Below are 21,085 nucleotides of genomic sequence, written 5' to 3'. Positions count from 1 at the left end.
TATAGAAGAAGTTCGAGAGAGGAACTCCACCAGTTTACTGGTTTATCCCGCGGGATCTTTGCGACAGCCACCATGTGATTGACCATCGTCGTGGATGCCAAGCGCCGCGCGCTGCAAGGAGAAAGCAGCGGCTATTCAGGGTTATTTCAAAGGCTTTGGAAGCCTAAATCTCATGCTTGTACCCAGTTTTCAACCTCTTTAAACACCTGGAAGAAAATTCTTTTAAAATAGGGGTTGCAAATAGTTAAAAAGCCTGATAATATTAGTTCTTGTCACCGCAAGTGACGCAAACATTAAGTAAGCTCCTTGAAAACTGAACAGAACTAATTTACAACCAGCATAGATTTAAAATTGAGCTTAATCAGCTTGAGATAAACCGCTGGCCGTAAGGTCGGCACAACTTTATCGGAGAGTTTGATCCTGGCTCAGGACGAACGCTGGCGGCGTGCCTAATACATGCAAGTCGAGCGGAGCGGATGAGGTGCTTGCACCTCTGATGCTTAGCGGCGGACGGGTGAGTAACACGTAGGCAACCTGCCTGTAAGATCGGGATAACTACCGGAAACGGTAGCTAAGACCGGATAATCGATTTCTCCGCATGGAGAGATCGTGAAACACGGAGCAATCTGTGGCTTACGGATGGGCCTGCGGCGCATTAGCTAGTTGGTGAGGTAACGGCTCACCAAGGCGACGATGCGTAGCCGACCTGAGAGGGTGAACGGCCACACTGGGACTGAGACACGGCCCAGACTCCTACGGGAGGCAGCAGTAGGGAATCTTCCGCAATGGACGCAAGTCTGACGGAGCAACGCCGCGTGAGTGATGAAGGTTTTCGGATCGTAAAGCTCTGTTGCCAGGGAAGAACGCCAAGGAGAGTAACTGCTCTTTGGGTGACGGTACCTGAGAAGAAAGCCCCGGCTAACTACGTGCCAGCAGCCGCGGTAATACGTAGGGGGCAAGCGTTGTCCGGAATTATTGGGCGTAAAGCGCGCGCAGGCGGTTTTTTAAGTCTGGTGTTTAATCCCGAGGCTCAACCTCGGTTCGCACCGGAAACTGGGAGACTGGAGTGCAGGAGAGGAAAGTGGAATTCCACGTGTAGCGGTGAAATGCGTAGAGATGTGGAGGAACACCAGTGGCGAAGGCGACTTTCTGGCCTGTAACTGACGCTGAGGCGCGAAAGCGTGGGGAGCAAACAGGATTAGATACCCTGGTAGTCCACGCCGTAAACGATGCATGCTAGGTGTTAGGGGTTTCGATACCCTTGGTGCCGAAGTTAACACAGTAAGCATGCCGCCTGGGGAGTACGCTCGCAAGAGTGAAACTCAAAGGAATTGACGGGGACCCGCACAAGCAGTGGAGTATGTGGTTTAATTCGAAGCAACGCGAAGAACCTTACCAGGTCTTGACATCCCTCTGATCGGCTTAGAGATAAGCCTTTCCTTCGGGACAGAGGTGACAGGTGGTGCATGGTTGTCGTCAGCTCGTGTCGTGAGATGTTGGGTTAAGTCCCGCAACGAGCGCAACCCTTGAACTTAGTTGCCAGCAGGTTAAGCTGGGCACTCTAAGTTGACTGCCGGTGACAAACCGGAGGAAGGCGGGGATGACGTCAAATCATCATGCCCCTTATGACCTGGGCTACACACGTACTACAATGGCCGGTACAACGGGAAGCGAAGGAGCGATCTGGAGCCAATCCTAGAAAAGCCGGTCTCAGTTCGGATTGCAGGCTGCAACTCGCCTGCATGAAGTCGGAATTGCTAGTAATCGCGGATCAGCATGCCGCGGTGAATACGTTCCCGGGTCTTGTACACACCGCCCGTCACACCACGAGAGTTTACAACACCCGAAGTCGGTGAGGTAACCGCAAGGGGCCAGCCGCCGAAGGTGGGGTAGATGATTGGGGTGAAGTCGTAACAAGGTAGCCGTATCGGAAGGTGCGGCTGGATCACCTCCTTTCTATGGATATAACGGAAGAGCGAATCTTCCGATAAAAAGCTGGTTGTAAATTCTGTTCAGTTTTGATGGAGCTTATGGGGCCATAGCTCAGCTGGGAGAGCGCCTGCCTTGCAAGCAGGAGGTCAGCGGTTCGATCCCGCTTGGCTCCACCATCAACCTCCTAAAGGTCTTCAGACCGATGGGAACTACAAAGTTGATCCTTGAAAACTAGATAGCGAAACATGTAACTAGAATCATCCAAAACCTTGATGGTTTGATGTAAAGCGAGGTTATATGCTGAGAAGTGATTTGTTAAGCGCAGCTTAATAGCACGAGTCAGGATATAACGGAGCGTTTGGTCAAGCTAATAAGGGCACACGGAGGATGCCTAGGCGCTAGGAGCCGAAGAAGGACGTGGCGAACGACGAAATGCCTCGGGGAGCCGTAAGCAGGCTTTGATCCGGGGATGTCCGAATGGGGGAACCCAGCTGTGGTAATGCGCAGTTACCATGCAGTGAATACATAGCTGCATTGGAGGCACACCCAGGGAACTGAAACATCTAAGTACCTGGAGGAAAAGAAAACAATAGTGATTCCGTCAGTAGCGGCGAGCGAACGCGGATTAGCCCAAACCAAGGAGCTTGCTCCTTGGGGTTGTAGGACGTCAATGTGGCAAAAGTTCATTAGGTGAAGTGATCTGGAAAGGTCCGCTGGAAAAGGTAACAGCCCTGTAGCCGAAAGTGAACGTATGCCTAGACGGATCCTGAGTACGGCGGGACACGTGAAACCCCGTCGGAATCCGGCAGGACCATCTGCCAAGGCTAAATACTCCCTAGCGACCGATAGTGAAGCAGTACCGTGAGGGAAAGGTGAAAAGCACCCCGGGAGGGGAGTGAAAAAGAACCTGAAACCGTGTGCCTACAAGAAGTCAGAGCCCGTTAATGGGTGATGGCGTGCCTTTTGTAGAATGAACCGGCGAGTTACGTTTGCATGCGAGGTTAAGCTGAAAAGGCGGAGCCGCAGCGAAAGCGAGTCTGAATAGGGCGACTATAGTATGCAGGCGTAGACCCGAAACCGTGTGATCTACCCCTGTCCAGGGTGAAGGTGCGGTAACACGCACTGGAGGCCCGAACCCACGAATGTTGAAAAATTCGGGGATGAGGTGGGGGTAGCGGAGAAATTCCAATCGAACTCGGAGATAGCTGGTTCTCCCCGAAATAGCTTTAGGGCTAGCCTCGGGGGATGTGTCGTGGAGGTAAAGCACTGATTGGGTGCGGGGCCCGCCAAGGGTTACCAAGTCCAGTCAAACTCTGAATGCCACAGACATTACCCCGGGAGTCAGACAGTGAGTGCTAAGATCCATTGTCAAGAGGGAAACAGCCCAGATCATCAGCTAAGGTCCCCAAGTGTGTGTTAAGTGGGAAAGGATGTGGAGTTGCACAGACAACCAGGATGTTGGCTTAGAAGCAGCCACCATTTAAAGAGTGCGTAATAGCTCACTGGTCGAGTGACTCTGCGCCGAAAATGTAACGGGGCTAAACACACCACCGAAGCTATGACTTGCACCTTGTGTGCATGGGTAGGGGAGCGTTCTGTACGGAGTGAAGGTAGATCGTGAGGACTGCTGGACTGTACAGAAGTGAGAATGCCGGTATGAGTAACGAAAAGATCAGTGAGAATCTGATCCGCCGAAAGCCTAAGGGTTCCTGAGGAAGGTTCGTCCGCTCAGGGTAAGTCGGGACCTAAGGCGAGGCCGAAAGGCGTAGTCGAAGGACAACAGGTTGAAATTCCTGTACCACCGTAAGCCGTTACGAGCAATGGAGTGACGCAGCAGGGTAGGGACGCGGACTGATGGATGTCCGTCCAAGCAGTGAGGCTGATGTGTAGGCAAATCCGCACATCGTGAAGGCTGGGCTGTGATGGGGAGCGAAAATTACAGTAGCGAAGGTCTTGATCTCACACTGCCGAGAAAAGCTTCTAGCCAGGCGAAGGTGCCCGTACCGCAAACCGACACAGGTGGGCGAGAAGAGAATTCTAAGGCGCGCGGAAGAACTCTCGTTAAGGAACTCGGCAAAATGACCCCGTAACTTCGGGAGAAGGGGTGCCCCGGTAGTGTGAATAGCACGAGGGGGCCGCAGTGAAAAGGCCCAAGCGACTGTTTAGCAAAAACACAGGTCTATGCGAAGCCGCAAGGCGAAGTATATGGGCTGACGCCTGCCCGGTGCTGGAAGGTTAAGGGGAGCGGTTAGGGGTAACCCGAAGCTGTGAACCGAAGCCCCAGTAAACGGCGGCCGTAACTATAACGGTCCTAAGGTAGCGAAATTCCTTGTCAGGTAAATTCTGACCCGCACGAATGGCGTAACGACTTGGGCGCTGTCTCAACGAGAGATCCGGTGAAATTTTAATACCTGTGAAGATGCAGGTTACCCGCGACAAGACGGAAAGACCCCATGGAGCTTTACTGCAGCTTGATATTGGACTTTGGTACGATCTGTACAGGATAGGTGGGAGCCTTTGAAGCCTGAGCGCCAGCTTGGGTGGAGGCGCCGTTGGGATACCACCCTGATCGTATCGGAGTTCTAACCTACTACCGTTAACCGGTAGAGGGACCGTGTCAGGTGGGCAGTTTGACTGGGGCGGTCGCCTCCTAAAGAGTAACGGAGGCGCCCCAAGGTTCCCTCAGAATGGTTGGAAATCATTCGAAGAGTGCAAAGGCATAAGGGAGCTTGACTGCGAGACATACAGGTCGAGCAGGGACGAAAGTCGGGCTTAGTGATCCGGTGGTACCGCATGGAAGGGCCATCGCTCAACGGATAAAAGCTACCCTGGGGATAACAGGCTTATCTCCCCCAAGAGTCCACATCGACGGGGAGGTTTGGCACCTCGATGTCGGCTCATCGCATCCTGGGGCTGAAGTAGGTCCCAAGGGTTGGGCTGTTCGCCCATTAAAGCGGTACGCGAGCTGGGTTCAGAACGTCGTGAGACAGTTCGGTCCCTATCTGTCGCGGGCGCAGGAAATTTGAGAGGAGCTGTCCTTAGTACGAGAGGACCGGGATGGACGTACCGCTGGTGTACCAGTTGTCTCGCCAGAGGCATAGCTGGGTAGCTATGTACGGAAGGGATAAGCGCTGAAAGCATCTAAGCGTGAAGCCCCCCTCAAGATGAGATTTCCCAATTAGTAAGACCCCTTGAAGACGACGAGGTAGATAGGTTGGAGGTGGAAGCGCAGCAATGTGTGGAGCTGACCAATACTAATCGGTCGAGGGCTTGACCACAAGGCTTTTTCCGAAAGGAAAGGCCGCATCGAAAACATATGCTACGAGCATACACGATAGTGTCTGACGTTGGAAGCATATGCACCACAAGATCTTGGATGGATCGACTGCACGTTTCGCTGCTAGTTTTCAGGGAGCAACCCTGGTGTGTCTGAATAGACACCTGTTTGGTGACGATGGCGGAAGGGAACCACGCGTACCCATCCCGAACACGACCGTTAAGCCTTCCAGCGCCGATGGTACTTGGACCGAAGGGTCCTGGGAGAGTAGGACGTTGCCAAGCACAAATAAAACCTTTTCGAATGAGAGTTCGAAAAGGTTTTTTGTTGTTTAGAGATATTTAAGATAGTACGGGAAGAAGATCGGTCAAGGATAGAAAGAACCCCTGATCCGATCTTTTTTTGTGCCGGGCAGTTCCCGACCGGGTGGTGTCACAAGACGAAAGTCACCCACCTTAATTTATTTTCCATTTCTGTAATCCATAATTTCCATTTTTGAAACGCGTTTTTACCAATTTTATTTCCAGGAATGTTAAGTCTGTAAGCACGCAAGACTTACTTACTGCTTGTAACACGAAGTTTCATTAGCACGGAGGCGCAGCCAGCCGACCTGATATTGTTTTCGGAACATCAAAAACATATAAAACCGCCCGCCTAAGATCCACAAATGCACAAACAAGATATTGGATAAGGTTGCACCGCTGAACCAAGGATATAGAAGCAATATACCGGCGAAACCCGAGATCAGCAGGTGCAGGTGAAGACGGACGAAAGACCGAAGCATCACGTACTGCGCGGGAATATAGCCTGTCCAAAGATGAGCAAACCGGAAAGACCAGCCTTGAGGCTCCGCTTTTCTGACAAAATGAAGATACCCGCGGATTGCCAGCATATGAAGAAGTTGAACGAAAATATAGCCGAGACACAAAGAGAGCAGACTGCCTGTCAGCAGGGCCTTAACCGCCCATACCGCAGCAAATGCGTAATAAACGCCGAGCAGCAGGAGATGATGCGGAATTCGTCGAAGAAGGGTATACGTGTAGATGATCGCATCGCTGGAAGTGTTTTTTTTCAAATTGGAAAGCCTCCGTTTAAAACGTCTGTTGTTCTAGTCAGTATCTCATAAGTAGGGTACTCTATCTATATCGGATTTTAGACCAGGGTTTTTAAAGATTAAAGGTTGAGAAAGCTTGCTGCAATGAGAGCTTTGCACGCAGGCAAAAGTGCCAAATCCCGTACATACGGGGAGGGGGGACGCCGTTACGTGCTTGAAACCTTTCTTTTGCGTCTAAAAGAATCGTAAACCGGACATACTGCTAATAGGAAAAAAAGTAGAGGTGATCCGTATGGAAGACCCGGTTCTGGTGAAATGTATCGTGTGCGGAGAAGAAAAGCAGGAAGGCATTCAGATTGCTTCGGAATTTATCTGCGATGCTTGCGAGGCTGAAATTGTGCGTACGGATGTAATGGATGTCAAATATTCTTTTTTTATCCGGCAGTTAAAGCAAATTTTTTATAAGCAAAACGCTTGATACCGGTCGGCGGAAGTGTGTAAACGCGCGAAAAATGCCTTGATTTTCGGGACGGCTGACAGGTATGCTTAATTTACTTCATGAATATAAGATTTCAAAGGATGCTTGGATATGCCAAATCGCGAAAACGCGCCCCTTTTCGAAAAAATGAGGGAGCATTATGAACGAAGACCGGCCAGTTTCCATGTACCCGGTCATAAATCAGGCAGGGGAGCGGACCGTGAGGCCGCTCCTTTTTTTGAGCCGCTGATGACGCTCGACTATACCGAGATCAGCGGCCTGGACGATCTCCACCAACCCGAAGAGGCGATCCGCGAGGCGCAGGAGCTCGCGGCGGATTGTTTCGGGGCGGCGGAGACGTTTTTTCTCGTTGGCGGCAGCACGGCCGGCAACCTGGCCATGATCATGTCGCTGTGCGGGCCCGGCGACATTCTTCTCGTGCAGCGCAACGCCCACAAATCCGTGCTTCACGGATTGATGCTGGCTGGCGCGCACGCGGTGTTTATTTTCCCGCAGACCGACGGGGAAAGCGGTATACCCGCCTCCGTGAGGTTGAGCGACGTCGAAGACGCGCTCTCCCGGTATCCGGAGGCGAAGGGGCTGCTGCTGACCAATCCGAACTATTACGGAATGGGAGTGAATTTGCGCCCCTATGCCGATCTGATGCACCGGCACGGCCTGCCGCTGCTGGTGGATGAGGCCCACGGGGCGCATTACGGCTTTCATCCGGCGCTGCCGGAGTCCGCGCTTGCATGCGGAGCCGACGCCGTGGTCCAATCCACCCACAAGATGCTTACGGCGATGACGATGGGGGCGATGCTTCATCTCCGGCATGATCGGATGGACCGGGAGAGGATACGGATGCTGCTTGCGATGCTGCAAAGCTCCAGCCCGTCCTATCCGATCATGGCTTCTCTCGACTTAGCCAGGAGACAGATGCACCTCCATGGGGAGAGGCTGGTCGCTGAAGGATTGAAAGCCGTTCAAAGACTCCGTGACGGTCTGGAGGACATATACGGTTTCAGGCAGTTGAAACATCATTCGGCACAAACCGCATACGAGCATATGGATCCTTTCAAAGTGACGATATACGACGGGACGGGAACGTTGAGCGGCTCCGAGCTGCAAGGATTTTTAGAAGAAGCCGGTTGTTTTGTGGAGCTTGCCGCGGATAAAGCCGTTCTGCTTCTTCTAACGCCCGCCTCGACAATTGAAGATGCGGAGAGAGCCTTGGGAGCTTGTGAAGCCATTTCCAAGGAATACTTGACAAATAAGCAGGAACTTCCGGGCATTAGCCCGAATAGTATGTATAAGCCTCTTCTTAACTCCGTTTCCAAACCCGTTCCCATGAACATACCCGTTACCCGAGACATGAAGAACAGCGTACAGGACTCTGTATGCGTCATGCCGATTGAGAGTTCCGCCGGAAAAAGATCCGCTGAAATGGTGATCCCTTATCCGCCCGGAATTCCTTTGCTGTATCCTGGAGAGCTTATTCATGAGGATACGGCGGCAGAGCTTAAGCGGCTGGCCGAATCGGGAGCGAGATTTCACGGAAGCCGGGAGGCGGCGAAAGGCAGCCTGAGGGTTCTGACGGACACTCCGGAGGATACTCATAATAGCAACATAGAATAACTTCCGGCCGGAAGGTTGGTTTCGTTTTTATTTTTAGGAGGGTAATGTGAAAGAACTATTTCTTACATTCGAGGGTCCTGACGGCTCGGGTAAAACGACGCAGCTGCGGAGACTGGCCGAATCGCTGCAGGCGCTCGGATATGATACAGTCGTAACACGGGAGCCGGGAGGCACACCGATCAGCGACCACATACGCAGTCTTGTTCTTACGCCGGATTACAAGGAGATGGCGGATCATACGGAGGTCCTGCTCTACGCCGCATCGCGTGCCCAGCACGTCCGGGAATTTATCGTTCCGGCGCTGAAAGCGAACCGCATCGTGCTTTGCGACCGTTTTGTCGATGCGAGCCTGGCCTATCAGGCCTACGGACTTGGAATCAGCTTCGATGAGGTGGCGGCCATTAACCGTTTTGCGACCGGAGGACTGGAGCCTACACGCACATATTTGCTGGATGTTCCGGTTGAAACGAGCCGTCGGAGGCTTTTGGCCAGGACGCAGTCAGCGGGCGGAGAAGGTCTTGACCGTATTGAACAGAAGGGCGAAGCCTATCACACCCGCGTGCGGGAAGGGTTTATGAAGATCCTGGAACAGAATCCCAAACGGATTTGCCTGATCGATGCGGACCGCACCCAGGATGAAATCGCTCATGATATTTTGCAGGATTGTAAACAACTGTTAGATCGTGTCTTTTTTCCAAAGCCTGAGGTATAATGAAAGAGGGGGATCTGCGATGAAACTCGTAATCGCCGTTGTTCAAGACAAAGACAGCAATCGTCTTTCCAATGCTTTGATCAAGGAAGGGTTCCGTGCAACCAAGCTGGCCAGTACCGGAGGTTTTCTGCGTGCAGGCAACACGACGTTCATGATCGGTATCGAGGATGAGCGGGTTCCGGAAGTTTTCAAAGTGATCAAGGCTAACTGCAAAGTCCGTGATCAGCTTGTTACGCCGGTATCGCCGATGGGCGGTACGACAGATTCATATATTCCGTTCCCGGTTGAAGTGCAGGTCGGCGGTGCCGCCGTATTCTTGCTTCCGGTCGAACGTTTTGAGCACTTCTAAATCGGCAGGGACCGACCGACGGAACCCGCCAATACGCAACAAAAGGGGAGCATGAAGCTTGAAAATCAACCCGGGGTGGCAGCCGATCGGTAAGAACGTAAAGGTTCCGGAAACGGCGCCGACTCTTCAATCGCCTCCCAAAGACTTCTCCGCCTTTATGCTCAAGCATGACGAGAAGGTCACCATGGAGCAGCTTAACCGGATGCTTCAGCAGATCGGGCTCCAGGGTGACCGTCTTTCCAGATCCATGAAGCTGCGGGAACTTCGGCAGTACAAGCTGCTGATCAAGCAGTTTCTGGAGGAGACGGCTCGTCAGGGAGTCGGCTTGCGCGAAACTCGCGGATGGGACAGGAGAGGCCGGACGAAGAGGTACAAGCTGCTGGAGGAAGTAGACGGCGCTCTGCTCAGCATGGCGGACGACCTGCTTGAAACCGAGCAGGGACGGCTGGAGATTTTGCAGCGAATAGGCGAGATACGGGGCATGCTGATCCACTTTTTATTTTAAAGACAGTGGAGAATATACAAATGTCTTTTCAAACGATCCCAGGCCAGGAAACGGCCAAGCGCATATTGCAAAGCGGCTTGCGGCAGGATAGAATATCGCACGCTTATATATTTAGCGGTCCGGTAGGTACGGGGAGGAAGCAGACGGCCCTTATGCTTGCGAAAGCCATCTACTGCACGAACCTCAAGGATGACGCCTGTGGGGAATGTCTGGAGTGCAGGAAGGTCGAGCATGGCAACCATCCGGATCTTTACCAAATTGAGCCCGATGGGGCTTCCATCAAGATCGACCAGATTCGCGAGCTGCAGAAGCAGTTTGCCTACCGCTCCGCAGGTTCGGGCACGAAGATTTATATTCTGAATCAAGCGGAGAAAATGACTGTCCAGGCTGCCAACAGCCTGCTTAAGTTTTTGGAAGAACCGAACTCGAAAGTGGTTGCGGTACTCGTTACCGAGAATGGACATGCTCTGCTGCCGACCATTCAGTCCCGGTCTCAATGGATTTCTTTCACACCTATGCCGCGGGCCGAGATGGCGAGAGTACTGCTGGAAGAAGGTCACCCTGCTGCCCTGGTGCAGCCTGCCATTCATTTGACGGCCGGCATACAAGCGGCTAAAGAAATGATTCAGACAAATGGGTTTGCCGAAATCCGCAGCACAATGATACAATTGTTGAGGGAAACGCTGACACGCTATCCGTCTTCCTTTGTTACGCTGCAGCAGAAGTGGATCAAAGCCGGGCTGGCCGATCATACGGCTCTGCTTTTCGATCTCATGATTTTATGGTTGAAAGACATGGTTTCCCTGCGAATCGGTCGCAAGGAAAATTTCGTATATATCGACCAGATGGATTGGATGGGGCCACTGTCGTTCAAGAGGGAAACCGGAGAATGGGTGCGTTTGCTGGCCCAGGCGGTTGAACTTCAAAAACGGCTGCGTTTTAATGCCAATCCACAGCTGGTTGTCGAGAAAATGCTAGTGGACATGCAGGGGGTGTAACATGTATTCCGTCGTAGGTGTCCGCTTCAAGAAGGCGGGCAAGGTGTATTATTTTGATCCCATTGACCTTCCTGTGGAACAAGAGAACGCCGTAATCGTTGAGACCGCCAGAGGCATCGAATATGGTAGAGTGGTCATCGGAAAGAAAACCGTTCAAGAGAACGATGTGGTCCTTCCGCTCAAGAAAGTCATCCGGATTGCGAATCCGACTGATGCCCAGCTTGTTGAAGAGAACAAGAAAGCGGCCAAAGATGCTTTCGGGATTTGTTTGAATAAAATCAAGGATCATCAGCTCAAAATGAAGCTGGTGGACGTGGAATATACATTTGACCGGAATAAAATTATTTTTTATTTTACGGCTGAGGGAAGGGTTGACTTCCGGGAGCTGGTTAAGGACCTGGCGAGCATTTTCAGAACGCGTATCGAACTCCGTCAGATCGGGGTACGGGATGAAGCCAAAATGCTGGGCGGTATCGGACCGTGCGGCCGAATCTTATGCTGTTCTTCATTCCTGGGCGATTTCGAACCGGTGTCGATCAAGATGGCCAAGGACCAGAACCTGTCCCTGAATCCGACCAAAATTTCTGGATTGTGCGGCCGTCTTATGTGCTGCTTGAAGTTCGAGCATGACAACTACGAAAGCGCCAAAGACAGCGTGCCTTCCGTAGGAACTTATGTGATTACCTCACTTGGCAACGGCAAGGTGCTTTCACTGAACATGAACGAAAAAACTTGCAAGGTTCAGCTGTACGATATCGGCAAAATAATGGATCTTCCTTTTGACGATGTAGCGGAGCAAGATTAGTTAACGGATGCAGGAAGCGTTACTTGAGGTGAGACAGTGGAGAAACATGAAATGTTTGCGCAAATCGACGGTTTGGAAGAGCAGATCGGAAAAGCATATGCGGAGCTTGGCGATTTGAAGAAAACCATCATTTCTTTGCTTGAGGATAACCAAAGGCTGATGATGGAAAATCAACAGCTTCGCAAATTGCTGAAGCAGGGGGATGCCGAGGAGACGGACTCCGAACCGGAGAAAGGCGTTGAGCCTGTAATCGGCGAGGGATACGACAACCTGGCCCGTCTGTATTATGAAGGCTTCCATATCTGCAATGTCTATTACGGACACTTGCGGACGGAAGGAGACTGTTTGTTCTGCCTGTCTTTCTTAAATAAATAACGTAAGCCGTAGGGAGCTTTTCTCTACGGTTTTTTCCATATGAGAATTCCGGTTAAAATAAAGGAGGAGTCCACGTGCAGGTTGCACTGCATGAAACGGAGCGGATCGACGATCTGCTGACACATGATTTGAAAATCATCCAAAGCGAAGAGGTATTTGCCTTTTCTTTGGATGCGGTTTTATTGGCAAGGTTCTGCACGGTGTCTCCACGGGGCAAAATTGTGGATCTGTGCTCCGGCAACGGAGTTATTCCCCTTCTGTTGTCTACAAGGACACCCGCAGCCGAGATCTGGGGCGTCGAAATCCAGGAGCGCTTGGCAGGTATGGGGAGACGCAATATCGAGTTGAACGGTTTGCAGGAAAGGCTTCACATGGTACATGCCGATCTCAAGCAGATTCACCGGACACTGGGAGCTTCCCGGTATGATCTGGTGACGGTCAACCCGCCCTATCTGCCTGTCCCTGCGGGTGAACAAAACCGCAACGAGCATGTGGCGGCCGCAAGGCACGAGCTATTCTGTACCTTGGAGGACGTGATAGCCTCTTCCGCTAAACTGCTGAAAGCCGGAGGCAAGATGGCCATGGTACACCGGCCGAACCGGCTGGTCGATATCTGTACGTTAATGAGACAGTACCGCGTCGAGCCCAAAAGGGTCCGTTTCGTTCACCCGCGGCAAGGGGAAGAGGCGATGATGGTACTGATCGAAGGTATCCGTGACGGTAAAGCGGATATGCGAACTCTTCCGCCGCTCTTCGTTCATGAGGAGGGCGGACGGTACTGCGGCGAACTTCATGCCGTATTCTACGGGGAGAAGAGTGAGTTGGAAGCAGGCGGGCAAAAAAGCCCGGAAAACGAAAGAAACAGAGGATAATCCGGCATGAATTTTAATATACAGCGAAGCTATATAATGAAGAAAGACGATCAGCGCATAATCGGGAAGGAGGGAGATGCGGCGGATACAGCAGAGAACATAAAGGATCGAGCGGCGTTAGAAGTGGAAGATTCACCGAACACGGAAAGGCAGACCGGTGCTGATACGCTCCAAAAAGGTACCTACGGCCATGACGCTATCTCGTCTATACCGGAACAGGTTCAGGGCAGAGTCCGCAGCCGTAAACCGGAAAAGTCGATCGGCGTGGGGATGCTTTATCTGGTAGGCACTCCGATCGGCAATCTCGAAGACATGACCTACCGAGCTGTTCGTGTCCTGAAGGAAGCGGACCTTATCGCCGCTGAGGATACGCGCCAGACTCGCAAGCTGCTGACTCACTTCGACATTTCCGGGAGGCTCGTCAGCTATCACGAGCACAATAAGCAGGCGAGCGGCCCGGAGCTGGTCCGGCTCATGAGCGAGGGGCAGACCATCGCGCTCGTCAGCGATGCGGGGCTGCCGGCCATCTCCGATCCCGGGCACGATCTTGTCCGACTGGCAATTGAAGCCGGAGTTACGGTCGTGCCGATTCCGGGAGCGAACGCGGCCTTGTCGGCCCTTATCGCCTCAGGGCTGCCTACCGATGAATTTACCTTCATCGGGTTCCTGCCGCGCGATAAGAAAGATCAGCAGCGGGAGTTGGCGAGGCTGGCGCCTGCGCAGGGCACGCTGCTGTTCTACGAATCCCCCCATAGGGTTGTCCGTACGCTCAAGCAGATGCTCGAATCATGGGGGGATCGGGAGATCTGCCTGGCGCGCGAATTAACGAAGCGCTATGAGGAATTCGGGCGCGGCCGGATCAGCGGGGCGCTGGCCCATCTCGGCGAGCATCCGCCGCAGGGCGAGTACGTCGTCCTCGTGGAGGGACGAAGCGCGGCCGAAACGGCGGAGGCGGAAGCCGCCTGGTGGAAGGAGCTTTCACTGGAGGAGCATGCCGCCCATTACATGGGACAGGGGCTGAGCAAGAAGGAAGCGATCAAAAAGACCGCTTCCGACCGGGGGCTGCCGAAGCGGGACGTCTACAACGAGCTGCTTCAGAATTAAGCTGCCGGTCTAAGAGAAATTATGCCGAGGCTTGCGGGTATGATGGCAGAGGCTCCGGAATCACCGGGCGGATCAGGGAATGAGCGCTTCCAAACGAGGCCCGATGCAAGTGGTGACGGAGCCATTCTGTACGGAGACGCGTGTGCACTTTCGGCGGCTCCTGTTACCTCAAGTTTTGCATGTGTGCTTGGTAACTGTACCCTGCAGCAGAAAGCTTTTTCACGTTTCCGGGCAAAAAAATGTCCCTAATCCATGGCAGTGGTCCGCCGGGATCAGAGACGTAGAGGAGATATGAAAAAGGTTAGAATTACCAATGGGAACTTTGCTAGTTCTTATTATATACTATTTTTCTTATTTTGTCACAGGTATTGGCATTTCATTTAAACATTCGTGACAAACAATTTTTCCTTTGAAATAAGTCACATTTTCAGCGTTGCCGCAGAAGATACAAGCAGGCTCATATTTCTTGAGCATGATGCGCTCGCCGTCTACATAAATCTCCAGCGCGTCCTTTTCACCGATACCGAGTGTACGGCGAAGTTCGATTGGAATAACGACACGCCCCAATTCGTCGACTTTTCTTACAATACCTGTGGATTTCATCATATATAAAAGCTCCTTCCAATCTACTGAAATAATTAATCGTCATTATTCGACATAGTTTTCGATATTTATGATACCAAGCATTCCCAAAATAGTCAACCCAAAATTGGTCTCTAATTGCAGTTTTTATATTTAATGAATTCTTTATGAAATGCCGAATTCCTCCTTAACCCTTAAAAATAAGTGGATCTTTTGCAGTTAACCGCTTTCCTTTGAACTGACAATTGTTTTATTTTTGTGACAAGTACCACTTGGTTTGGAAAATGGCCCGAAACATTATTCGACAAATTCCTTGTTTAATTGATCAAATAGTCGGCTTTTATGTCGAAAAGGAGGCGGAAAAATGATAGAAGAAAAAGTTTTTAAAGACCCTGTCCATAAATATATTTATGTGCAGGACCGTACGGTTTGGGACCTCATCAACACCAGGGAATTTCAGCGGCTGCGGCGTATCCGCCAGCTGGGCACTTCATTCCTGACCTTTCACGGCGCGGAGCACAGCCGTTTTTCCCACTCGCTCGGCGTTTACGAGATTACGAGAAAGATTATTTCTCAATTCGAAAGAAATTCATATGCCGACTGGCCGGAAGAGGAAAGGCTGCTTTGTTTATGCGCCGCTCTGCTGCATGATGTCGGTCACGGGCCATTTTCCCACTCTATTGAAAAAGTATTCGGAACGAATCACGAAAATTGGTCCTGCCGGATCATTTTGGGTGACAGTGAAGTAAACCAGGTGCTTTCCAGAGTGTCGCCGACGTTTGCCCATGACGTTGCCGGTGTCATTTGCAAAACCTATCGCAAGGAAATCGTAACGAGTCTCGTCTCGTCTCAGCTCGATGCCGATCGGATGGATTATTTGCTGCGGGACGCGTATTTTACAGGTGTGAATTACGGAACTTTCGATCTGGAGCGTATTCTGAGGGTAGTACGGCCTTATAAAGGGAAAATTGTCGTAAAAGAGAGCGGGATGCATGCCGTCGAAGATTATTTGATGTCCCGTTACCAGATGTACTGGCAGGTTTATTTTCATCCGGTTACCCGGAGCGCGGAGATTTTGCTGGGGAAAGTTCTGGAGTGCGCCAAAGCGCTGTTCGAAGACGGTTACTCGTTTACATTTATGCCGGAGCCGATTCTTCATCTTTTCCAAGGAAAATTGGCGCTGGAGGATTATTTCCTCCTGGACGAATCTTTGATGCAGACGGTTCTGATGTATTGGAGTTTGGAAAAAGACCCCGTGCTGGCTGATTTGTCCGGCCGCTTTCTGCACCGCCGCTTGTTCAAATTCTCGGCCGTGGAAGAGTGGGACAAAGAACTCCTGACGGAATTCCGTGACGCTCTGGTGGAGGCCGGGTTTGATGCGGATTATTATCTGGAGCTGGATTTCCCGTCGGACCAGTCGTACGATGTATACCGGCCCGATACCGGCAAGGAAGACAAACAACCCATTCTGCTGCTTGACGGCCAGGATAAACTGACGGAAATTTCGGCACGCTCCGAAATCGTCAAATCGATCTCGGGCATTCATATGGGGCAGCACCGTATATATTATCCCGCCGAGTTGTTTGAAAAAGAGGGCGGCAAGGCTGCGGCTCTCCGTAAGAAGCTGTTCGACGCCTAATTCAAAAAAACAGACGAAACAAAAGGAGTTCCCGTTATGCTGACCGATACTCATACTCATATGAACAATGAAGATTTCAACGAAGACCGTGATGATGCTATCCAAAGGGCGTGGGACAACGGGGTAACCCGGATTGTTAACGTAGGGTTCAACCGCGAAACCATTCCTTCTTCCATCGAGCTTGCCGAGAAGTACGATTTTATATGGACGACAGTAGGCTGGCACCCGACCGATGCGATCGATATGCGGCCCGGCGACCTTGAATGGATCGAAGAGCTGTGCAAGCACGAGAAAGTAGTGGCGATCGGGGAGATCGGGCTGGACTATCACTGGGATACGTCGCCGAAAGATGTCCAGGCGAAAGTGTTTCGCGAACAGATCCGCCTTGCACGCAAGGTCGGGCTTCCGATCGTGATCCATAACCGCGAGGCTCACCAAGATATCGTCGATATCCTGAAAGAAGAAAAAGCCGCCGAAGTCGGCGGCATTATGCACTGCTATTCCGGCAGCTGGGAAACGGCGAAGCAGTGTCTGGATATGAACTTCCATATTTCCTTCGGGGGTCCCATTACGTTCAAAAACGCCAAGCAGCCCAAGGAAGTCCTCAAGCAGGTGCCGCTTGACCGCCTGCTTATCGAAACGGATGCGCCTTATTTGACGCCTCATCCGTTCCGGGGCAAGCGCAACGAAACGTCTTACGTGCGTCTCGTTGCCGAAGCGGCGGCCGAGCTGCGCGGCATGAGCCTGGAGGAACTGGCCAAAGTGACGACGGACAATGCCGTGCGTTTACTCGGCCTCAAATGAAGCGGTAAATTTCCGCTTCATTACCGTAGCGCAAAGCACGAGGCCGAGCGCGAGCCCCGCAAGCGGGGCGGCTGCATAAACGCCCGCCCCGCTCAGCAACATCAGCAGGGTAAGAACGATACCCTGCAGGGTGAAAGCGGCGCTGATGATCCGCACCACGGCGTCCACTTTCCGGCGTGGATCTACCGGATAAGTCTGCAGCCAGAACGTGTAGCGGTGCGATTGTTCCAGCGAGGTGAGCTGGATCAGCGAAATGAACAGGGCCACGAGGCAGACCGCAGCGGCCACCGGTGCGGATTGAACGGCCGCGGCTGCGAGGCCGGTGACAAGCGTGATCCGGACGACGATGCCGAGCAGCTCCGAACGGACGAACGTCTTCGTGAAGAGATACAGATAAAGCGAGGAAGACCGGAACGAATACCGGTTCGTAATTCCGGCCAGCCATCGTCTCTGTTTTACGCGCACAGGAAGCTGGGGCACATCGGCGAAGCCGCTAAAAAACAAGTACAGGCGGTACTGCTGTTTGCGCTCGTTGTCGATGAGGTAATCCCAGGCTACGCCGACTGCACGCCGACCGGGCCCGAGCCTGTACATGACCGCCCAGACGGCAAGTCCCGCCAATAGAACGACCCCGCCCGGAAGCGGCCCCGTACCGAACAAGGCGAAAACGACGGCTGCGCTTAAGACCCAGCGGTAACCCGCTGAGATCAGACGCCATCCGGGGGATGAAAAACGGCCTTCCTGCCACGAGCCGAGCAGGTTGGCTGTTTTTATTAGAAGAACAAAAATCGCCATCAGCCACAAGGGCTGTCCTTCCGTGCCCGTGCAGTGTTTGTACAAAGGCCATGCAATCAGCATCAGAACGATAGATCGTGCGGCCTGGATCCCCAGACTATAGCGGAAAGCTGCCCGGAAGAACACGTTCATAACGGGTTCCAGAGGAAGCAGAAACACCCGGTCCGCATTCTTCAGAAGGGTTCGCACCGAGCCGGCTGCGAGAGCCGGAACGAGGACGAGCAGAACGATCCAAATGTAGGGAAAAGATGTCGGAAGCTGCTGAAGTATTTTTGCATAATAATAGGAAGACACGATAAAAATCAGGAAAAGAAAACCGAAAAACTGGCTTCTTGCGACATAAGCCCAGTAGCGGGACGTTTCCTGACGGTAATGGTCGATTCTGCGCTTCCACAGCTGACGGACAGCCCCGGCCGTGCCCTCTCTGTGAACGGCTGCTTCTTGGTTCATGCCGGATTCCTCCGCACCAGCTCATAGAACAGCTCGTCCAGGGTCGCATCGGACAGCCCGGTTTGTTGTCTCAGCTCGTCGAGTGTGCCCTGGGCAAGAATCCGTCCCTGATGGAGAACGACGAACCGGTCGCAGTATCTTTCGATCGTGGCCAGGATGTGGGAACAGATCAGGAAGCTGGCGCCCCTGCTCTTGAAGTCCGCCATAATGTCGAGAAGAGAGCGCATCGCCAGCGGGTCAAGGCCGAGGAACGGCTCGTCAATGACATAAAGCGCGGGCTCGACAAGAAACGCATTCATGATCATGACTTTCTGCTTCATCCCTTTGGATAGCTGGCCCGGGAAGCTTTTGCGCTTAGGCTCCATCTGGAACTCGCTCATCAGGCGTCCGGCACGTTCCTTGAACGCTTCCTTCGGAATATCGTAAGCCATCGCCGTCAGTTCCAAATGCTCTTCAATCGTCAGATCGTCGTACAATTCGGGAGACTCCGGGACGAAAGAATACGAGGACCGGTAGCCGAGCGGATCTTCCTCCAATGTCCGGTTACGGATGCGGACGCTGCCCTCCTGCGGCTTCAGGAGCCCGAGGATGTGTTTGATGGTCGTGCTTTTCCCCGCTCCGTTGAGTCCAATCAGACCGACCATTTCACCTTGTCCGACTGTAATTTCGAGATCGCGGAGAATCGGTTTTCCGGGCAAATAGCCTCCGCTGAGACGGGAAATGTGAAGAATCGGATCCATGCCTTCACCTGCTTTTCTTCAATCGGTTATTGCGGCTTTCGGCCTTTTCGGGCGGATTGCCGTATCTTTTATTATAGTCAAAAAATGCCTGGAAGCCCAATGTCCAAGCGGGACGGCGGAAATGGAGAAAACTAGAAGCGAGATAACGGGAGAAAAAAGGAGAACGACTGCAAGATAATTAGATAAATGCCATTGGTTTGGTTAAATTTGCTTATTTTTAGGGAATATGCCCCCTTTACAGGTTGGATATTTGAGCGTAATATACTTTCATGATAACTTAATAAACGCCAAGTTTTAACGCTGAGTTTCCGTAAAAGGAAAACGGGGGAACCGCTGTCAAGGTCGGAACAGCTTTGGGCCGATACAACAGGAAACAATTTGGGGTGAATCTCAATGGCAGGTGCAGGCAGCACCGCCGGCGAGTAGGGCAGCTCTCACGGCCCGAATCCGTCAGCTAACCTCGTAAGCGTACCGGGAGAGATACCAACTGTCGTGTCATTCTGTTTAGTCGCGCTCACACACAGGCCACCGGGAAGCTTTCTCTTTCCGATGGCCTTTTTTGTTCCATATCGGACGGGTATTCGACCCGCATACAGGTAAACATCAAGCGGAGGTGATGCCGACCCCGTAGAGACTGAGAGCAACCGGTCAGCCGGCGGGAAAGAGCCAATTGCAAGGGTTCCGTTAGGAACCGCCAAATAAACCTAAGTCGCGTCCAAATCATCATGCGTATCACAGAGGCGAGGCTTTGAAGGAGGACCGAAGAAGTGGGCAATATCTCGCAATCAGAGACCCATGTTAAGCGATCATCCAGCATGTCCTTCGCATTGCGATGGAAGCATGAAAACTTGCGTATGATCATCCTTGCAGCTATCATTTCATTCGCTTTGACTTTCATGTTTTTGGTGTTGTTATACGGTACGGCTGGTAAAAGCGTATCATTGGTGGTAAACGGACGAGAAACCGTTGTGGAAACAAGACAATGGGTCCTACAGCGCCTACTGGATGAACAAGCCATTACAATCGGTGAGCACGATCAGGTATCTATGCCGCTTGACGGCAAGATTCAAGACGGTCAGAAGATTGTCATCGATCATGCATCACCCGTACAGCTAACTGCCGACGGGCAGACACAAACTGTGCATACCATTGCGAAAACGGTAGATCAAGTTCTGCAAGATTCAAATATTTCGCTGGGAGAGCACGACAAAGTGACTCCGGCCAAAGACACGGAGCTTTCAGCCAATGCGGCTATCGAAGTTGTCCGGGTGAAGAAAGAAACGGAAGAAATTTCGGAGCCCATCGCATTCAGTGTGGTCAAGAAATCCGATGAGGATCTGCTGAAAGGCAAAGAGCAGGTCGTACAGGAAGGCCAGGAAGGCGTATTGGTCAAAAAGAAAGAGAAGATTTTCGAAAACGGAAAACTCGTATCCGAGCAAGTTATCGATCAAGCAGTCAAAAACGCCAGTGTGGATAAGATTGTGGCTGTAGGCACAAAAAATCCGGTCGTTACGGTGGCAGCCGCATCCGAACCGGTTAAGCCTAAGCAGGTAACTAAAGCAGGTACCGACATAGACGCGAAGAAAATATTAAAGAACGTTACCTTGACCGCTTACTCTTCCGAAGAGCCGGGCGTAGGCAACCGGACCGCCAGCGGAACGAAGCCTGTTCAAGGGCAGACGATTGCCGTAGATCCATCCGTCGTGCCGTTAGGCTGGTGGGTGTACATTGAAGGCATCGGATACCGCCGTGCGGAAGATACGGGCGGTGCTATTAAAGGCCAGAAAATGGACGTTTATTTCGACAGCATGAATTATGCCAAGACTTTCGGTGTGAAACGGGGATATACCGTTTACGTCATCGGTCCGAATAAACCGACGCAAGATTAGGATAACATGTTACCTGTAACGAAGATTTACAAACCGGTAACAAACCGTATGCAAAAAGAAGAGGGAAACCCTCTTCTTTTTGTGCGCTTA

Annotated in this window: 17 protein-coding genes, 1 tRNA gene, 3 rRNA genes and 1 riboswitch; of the genes, 17 read left to right on the top strand and 4 right to left on the bottom strand. The window is 52.0% G+C overall.

Features of this window, described 5'->3' with window-relative positions:
* Positions 1–402: 402 nt before the first annotated feature.
* The 4 genes from AC2TF6_RS27450 to rrf all read left to right on the top strand — a co-directional run bounded on the left by AC2TF6_RS27450 (position 403) and on the right by rrf (position 5,493).
* A 16S ribosomal RNA gene (locus AC2TF6_RS27450) occupies positions 403–1,956 on the top strand.
* Positions 1,957–2,032: 76 nt separating this feature from the next.
* Positions 2,033–2,108 (top strand) — tRNA-Ala (locus AC2TF6_RS27445).
* A 184-nt stretch (positions 2,109–2,292) separates the two neighbouring features.
* Positions 2,293–5,210, top strand: a 23S ribosomal RNA gene (locus tag AC2TF6_RS27440).
* A 166-nt stretch (positions 5,211–5,376) separates the two neighbouring features.
* Positions 5,377–5,493: ribosomal RNA gene (gene rrf / locus AC2TF6_RS27435) — 5S ribosomal RNA — on the top strand.
* Together the 16S, 23S and 5S rRNA genes with 1 tRNA gene alongside form the textbook arrangement of a ribosomal RNA operon.
* Before the next feature lie 275 nt (positions 5,494–5,768).
* Here the strand turns inward: rrf and AC2TF6_RS27430 are convergent.
* On the bottom strand, positions 5,769–6,284 hold the full coding sequence (locus AC2TF6_RS27430) for a hypothetical protein (protein ID WP_491309326.1): 516 nt from the start codon (positions 6,282–6,284) through the stop codon (positions 5,769–5,771).
* 271 nt (positions 6,285–6,555) lie between these two features.
* On the opposite strand from AC2TF6_RS27430, the gene AC2TF6_RS27425 reads away from it, so the two are divergent.
* The 10 genes from AC2TF6_RS27425 to rsmI all read left to right on the top strand — a co-directional run bounded on the left by AC2TF6_RS27425 (position 6,556) and on the right by rsmI (position 14,096).
* A complete protein-coding gene (locus tag AC2TF6_RS27425) occupies positions 6,556–6,741 on the top strand; it encodes a sigma factor G inhibitor Gin (protein WP_009671897.1) in 186 nt (61 codons plus the stop codon).
* 111 nt (positions 6,742–6,852) lie between these two features.
* Complete coding sequence (locus AC2TF6_RS27420; protein ID WP_491309325.1) at positions 6,853–8,376, top strand: aminotransferase class I/II-fold pyridoxal phosphate-dependent enzyme; 1,524 nt, start codon at positions 6,853–6,855, stop codon at positions 8,374–8,376.
* A 46-nt stretch (positions 8,377–8,422) separates the two neighbouring features.
* Positions 8,423–9,088: a dTMP kinase gene (gene tmk, locus AC2TF6_RS27415; RefSeq protein ID WP_009671873.1), complete on the top strand. Its 666-nt coding sequence runs from the start codon at positions 8,423–8,425 to the stop codon at positions 9,086–9,088.
* Positions 9,089–9,107: 19 nt separating this feature from the next.
* The gene (darA, locus tag AC2TF6_RS27410) at positions 9,108–9,437 is read left to right on the top strand and encodes a cyclic di-AMP receptor DarA (protein ID WP_009671881.1); all 330 of its coding nucleotides are present in this window, start codon (positions 9,108–9,110) and stop codon (positions 9,435–9,437) included.
* A gap of 58 nt (positions 9,438–9,495) precedes the next feature.
* Positions 9,496–9,942 (top strand): YaaR family protein, encoded by a 447-nt coding sequence (locus AC2TF6_RS27405; RefSeq protein ID WP_009671907.1) that lies wholly within the window; start codon positions 9,496–9,498, stop codon positions 9,940–9,942.
* A 20-nt stretch (positions 9,943–9,962) separates the two neighbouring features.
* Positions 9,963–10,940, top strand: a complete 978-nt coding sequence (gene holB / locus AC2TF6_RS27400) for a DNA polymerase III subunit delta' (protein ID WP_491309324.1) — start codon at positions 9,963–9,965, stop codon at positions 10,938–10,940.
* 1 nt (position 10,941) lies between these two features.
* On the top strand, positions 10,942–11,745 hold the full coding sequence (locus AC2TF6_RS27395) for a PSP1 domain-containing protein (protein ID WP_016424270.1): 804 nt from the start codon (positions 10,942–10,944) through the stop codon (positions 11,743–11,745).
* Positions 11,746–11,781: 36 nt separating this feature from the next.
* Positions 11,782–12,120, top strand: a complete 339-nt coding sequence (yabA, locus tag AC2TF6_RS27390; RefSeq protein ID WP_326055251.1) for a DNA replication initiation control protein YabA — start codon at positions 11,782–11,784, stop codon at positions 12,118–12,120.
* Positions 12,121–12,194: 74 nt separating this feature from the next.
* Positions 12,195–12,992, top strand: coding sequence for a tRNA1(Val) (adenine(37)-N6)-methyltransferase (locus AC2TF6_RS27385; RefSeq protein ID WP_491309323.1), 798 nt, complete (start codon positions 12,195–12,197; stop codon positions 12,990–12,992).
* Between the two features lie 6 nt (positions 12,993–12,998).
* On the top strand, positions 12,999–14,096 hold the full coding sequence (gene rsmI, locus AC2TF6_RS27380) for a 16S rRNA (cytidine(1402)-2'-O)-methyltransferase (RefSeq protein WP_491309322.1): 1,098 nt from the start codon (positions 12,999–13,001) through the stop codon (positions 14,094–14,096).
* 351 nt (positions 14,097–14,447) lie between these two features.
* Here the strand turns inward: rsmI and AC2TF6_RS27375 are convergent, their stop codons facing one another.
* On the bottom strand, positions 14,448–14,702 hold the full coding sequence (locus AC2TF6_RS27375; RefSeq protein WP_009671874.1) for an AbrB/MazE/SpoVT family DNA-binding domain-containing protein: 255 nt from the start codon (positions 14,700–14,702) through the stop codon (positions 14,448–14,450).
* Between the two features lie 340 nt (positions 14,703–15,042).
* On the opposite strand from AC2TF6_RS27375, the gene AC2TF6_RS27370 reads away from it, so the two are divergent.
* Together AC2TF6_RS27370 and AC2TF6_RS27365 are read left to right on the top strand one after the other, a co-directional pair.
* Positions 15,043–16,317: an HD domain-containing protein gene (locus AC2TF6_RS27370; protein ID WP_491309321.1), complete on the top strand. Its 1,275-nt coding sequence runs from the start codon at positions 15,043–15,045 to the stop codon at positions 16,315–16,317.
* Between the two features lie 36 nt (positions 16,318–16,353).
* Positions 16,354–17,121 (top strand): TatD family hydrolase, encoded by a 768-nt coding sequence (locus AC2TF6_RS27365; RefSeq protein ID WP_491309320.1) that lies wholly within the window; start codon positions 16,354–16,356, stop codon positions 17,119–17,121.
* Here the strand turns inward: AC2TF6_RS27365 and AC2TF6_RS27360 are convergent.
* The gene (locus tag AC2TF6_RS27360; RefSeq protein ID WP_491309319.1) at positions 17,104–18,366 is read right to left on the bottom strand and encodes an ABC transporter permease; all 1,263 of its coding nucleotides are present in this window, start codon (positions 18,364–18,366) and stop codon (positions 17,104–17,106) included. The genes AC2TF6_RS27365 and AC2TF6_RS27360 overlap by 18 nt on opposite strands.
* A complete protein-coding gene (locus tag AC2TF6_RS27355) occupies positions 18,363–19,106 on the bottom strand; it encodes an ABC transporter ATP-binding protein (RefSeq protein WP_405080817.1) in 744 nt (247 codons plus the stop codon). Before AC2TF6_RS27355 ends, AC2TF6_RS27360 begins: the two co-directional genes overlap by 4 nt.
* Positions 19,107–19,394: 288 nt before the next feature.
* A riboswitch (cyclic di-AMP (ydaO/yuaA leader) is annotated at positions 19,395–19,589 on the top strand.
* A 284-nt stretch (positions 19,590–19,873) separates the two neighbouring features.
* Between AC2TF6_RS27355 and AC2TF6_RS27350 the strand changes: the two genes are divergently transcribed.
* Positions 19,874–20,995: a resuscitation-promoting factor gene (locus AC2TF6_RS27350; RefSeq protein ID WP_372009344.1), complete on the top strand. Its 1,122-nt coding sequence runs from the start codon at positions 19,874–19,876 to the stop codon at positions 20,993–20,995.
* Positions 20,996–21,085 lie beyond the last annotated feature (90 nt).

It is taken from the genome of Paenibacillus sp. JNUCC 35 (assembly GCF_058269095.1).
Note: the sequence above shows the minus strand (reverse complement) of the source record. Positions and strands in the feature narration are given on the sequence as shown.

What these genes read in the sequence shown, in the direction of transcription:
- AC2TF6_RS27425 (WP_009671897.1), top strand. Translation starts at nt 6,556, where the DNA reads ATGGAAGACCCGGTTCTGGTGAAATGTATCGTGTGCGGAGAAGAAAAG.
- AC2TF6_RS27420 (WP_491309325.1), top strand. Translation starts at nt 6,853, where the DNA reads ATGCCAAATCGCGAAAACGCGCCCCTTTTCGAAAAAATGAGGGAGCAT.
- darA (WP_009671881.1), top strand. Translation starts at nt 9,108, where the DNA reads ATGAAACTCGTAATCGCCGTTGTTCAAGACAAAGACAGCAATCGTCTT.
- holB (WP_491309324.1), top strand. Translation starts at nt 9,963, where the DNA reads ATGTCTTTTCAAACGATCCCAGGCCAGGAAACGGCCAAGCGCATATTG.
- AC2TF6_RS27395 (WP_016424270.1), top strand. Translation starts at nt 10,942, where the DNA reads ATGTATTCCGTCGTAGGTGTCCGCTTCAAGAAGGCGGGCAAGGTGTAT.
- rsmI (WP_491309322.1), top strand. Translation starts at nt 12,999, where the DNA reads ATGAATTTTAATATACAGCGAAGCTATATAATGAAGAAAGACGATCAG.
- AC2TF6_RS27375 (WP_009671874.1), bottom strand. Translation starts at nt 14,702, where the DNA reads ATGATGAAATCCACAGGTATTGTAAGAAAAGTCGACGAATTGGGGCGT.
- AC2TF6_RS27370 (WP_491309321.1), top strand. Translation starts at nt 15,043, where the DNA reads ATGATAGAAGAAAAAGTTTTTAAAGACCCTGTCCATAAATATATTTAT.
- AC2TF6_RS27365 (WP_491309320.1), top strand. Translation starts at nt 16,354, where the DNA reads ATGCTGACCGATACTCATACTCATATGAACAATGAAGATTTCAACGAA.
- AC2TF6_RS27360 (WP_491309319.1), bottom strand. Translation starts at nt 18,366, where the DNA reads ATGAACCAAGAAGCAGCCGTTCACAGAGAGGGCACGGCCGGGGCTGTC.
- AC2TF6_RS27355 (WP_405080817.1), bottom strand. Translation starts at nt 19,106, where the DNA reads ATGGATCCGATTCTTCACATTTCCCGTCTCAGCGGAGGCTATTTGCCC.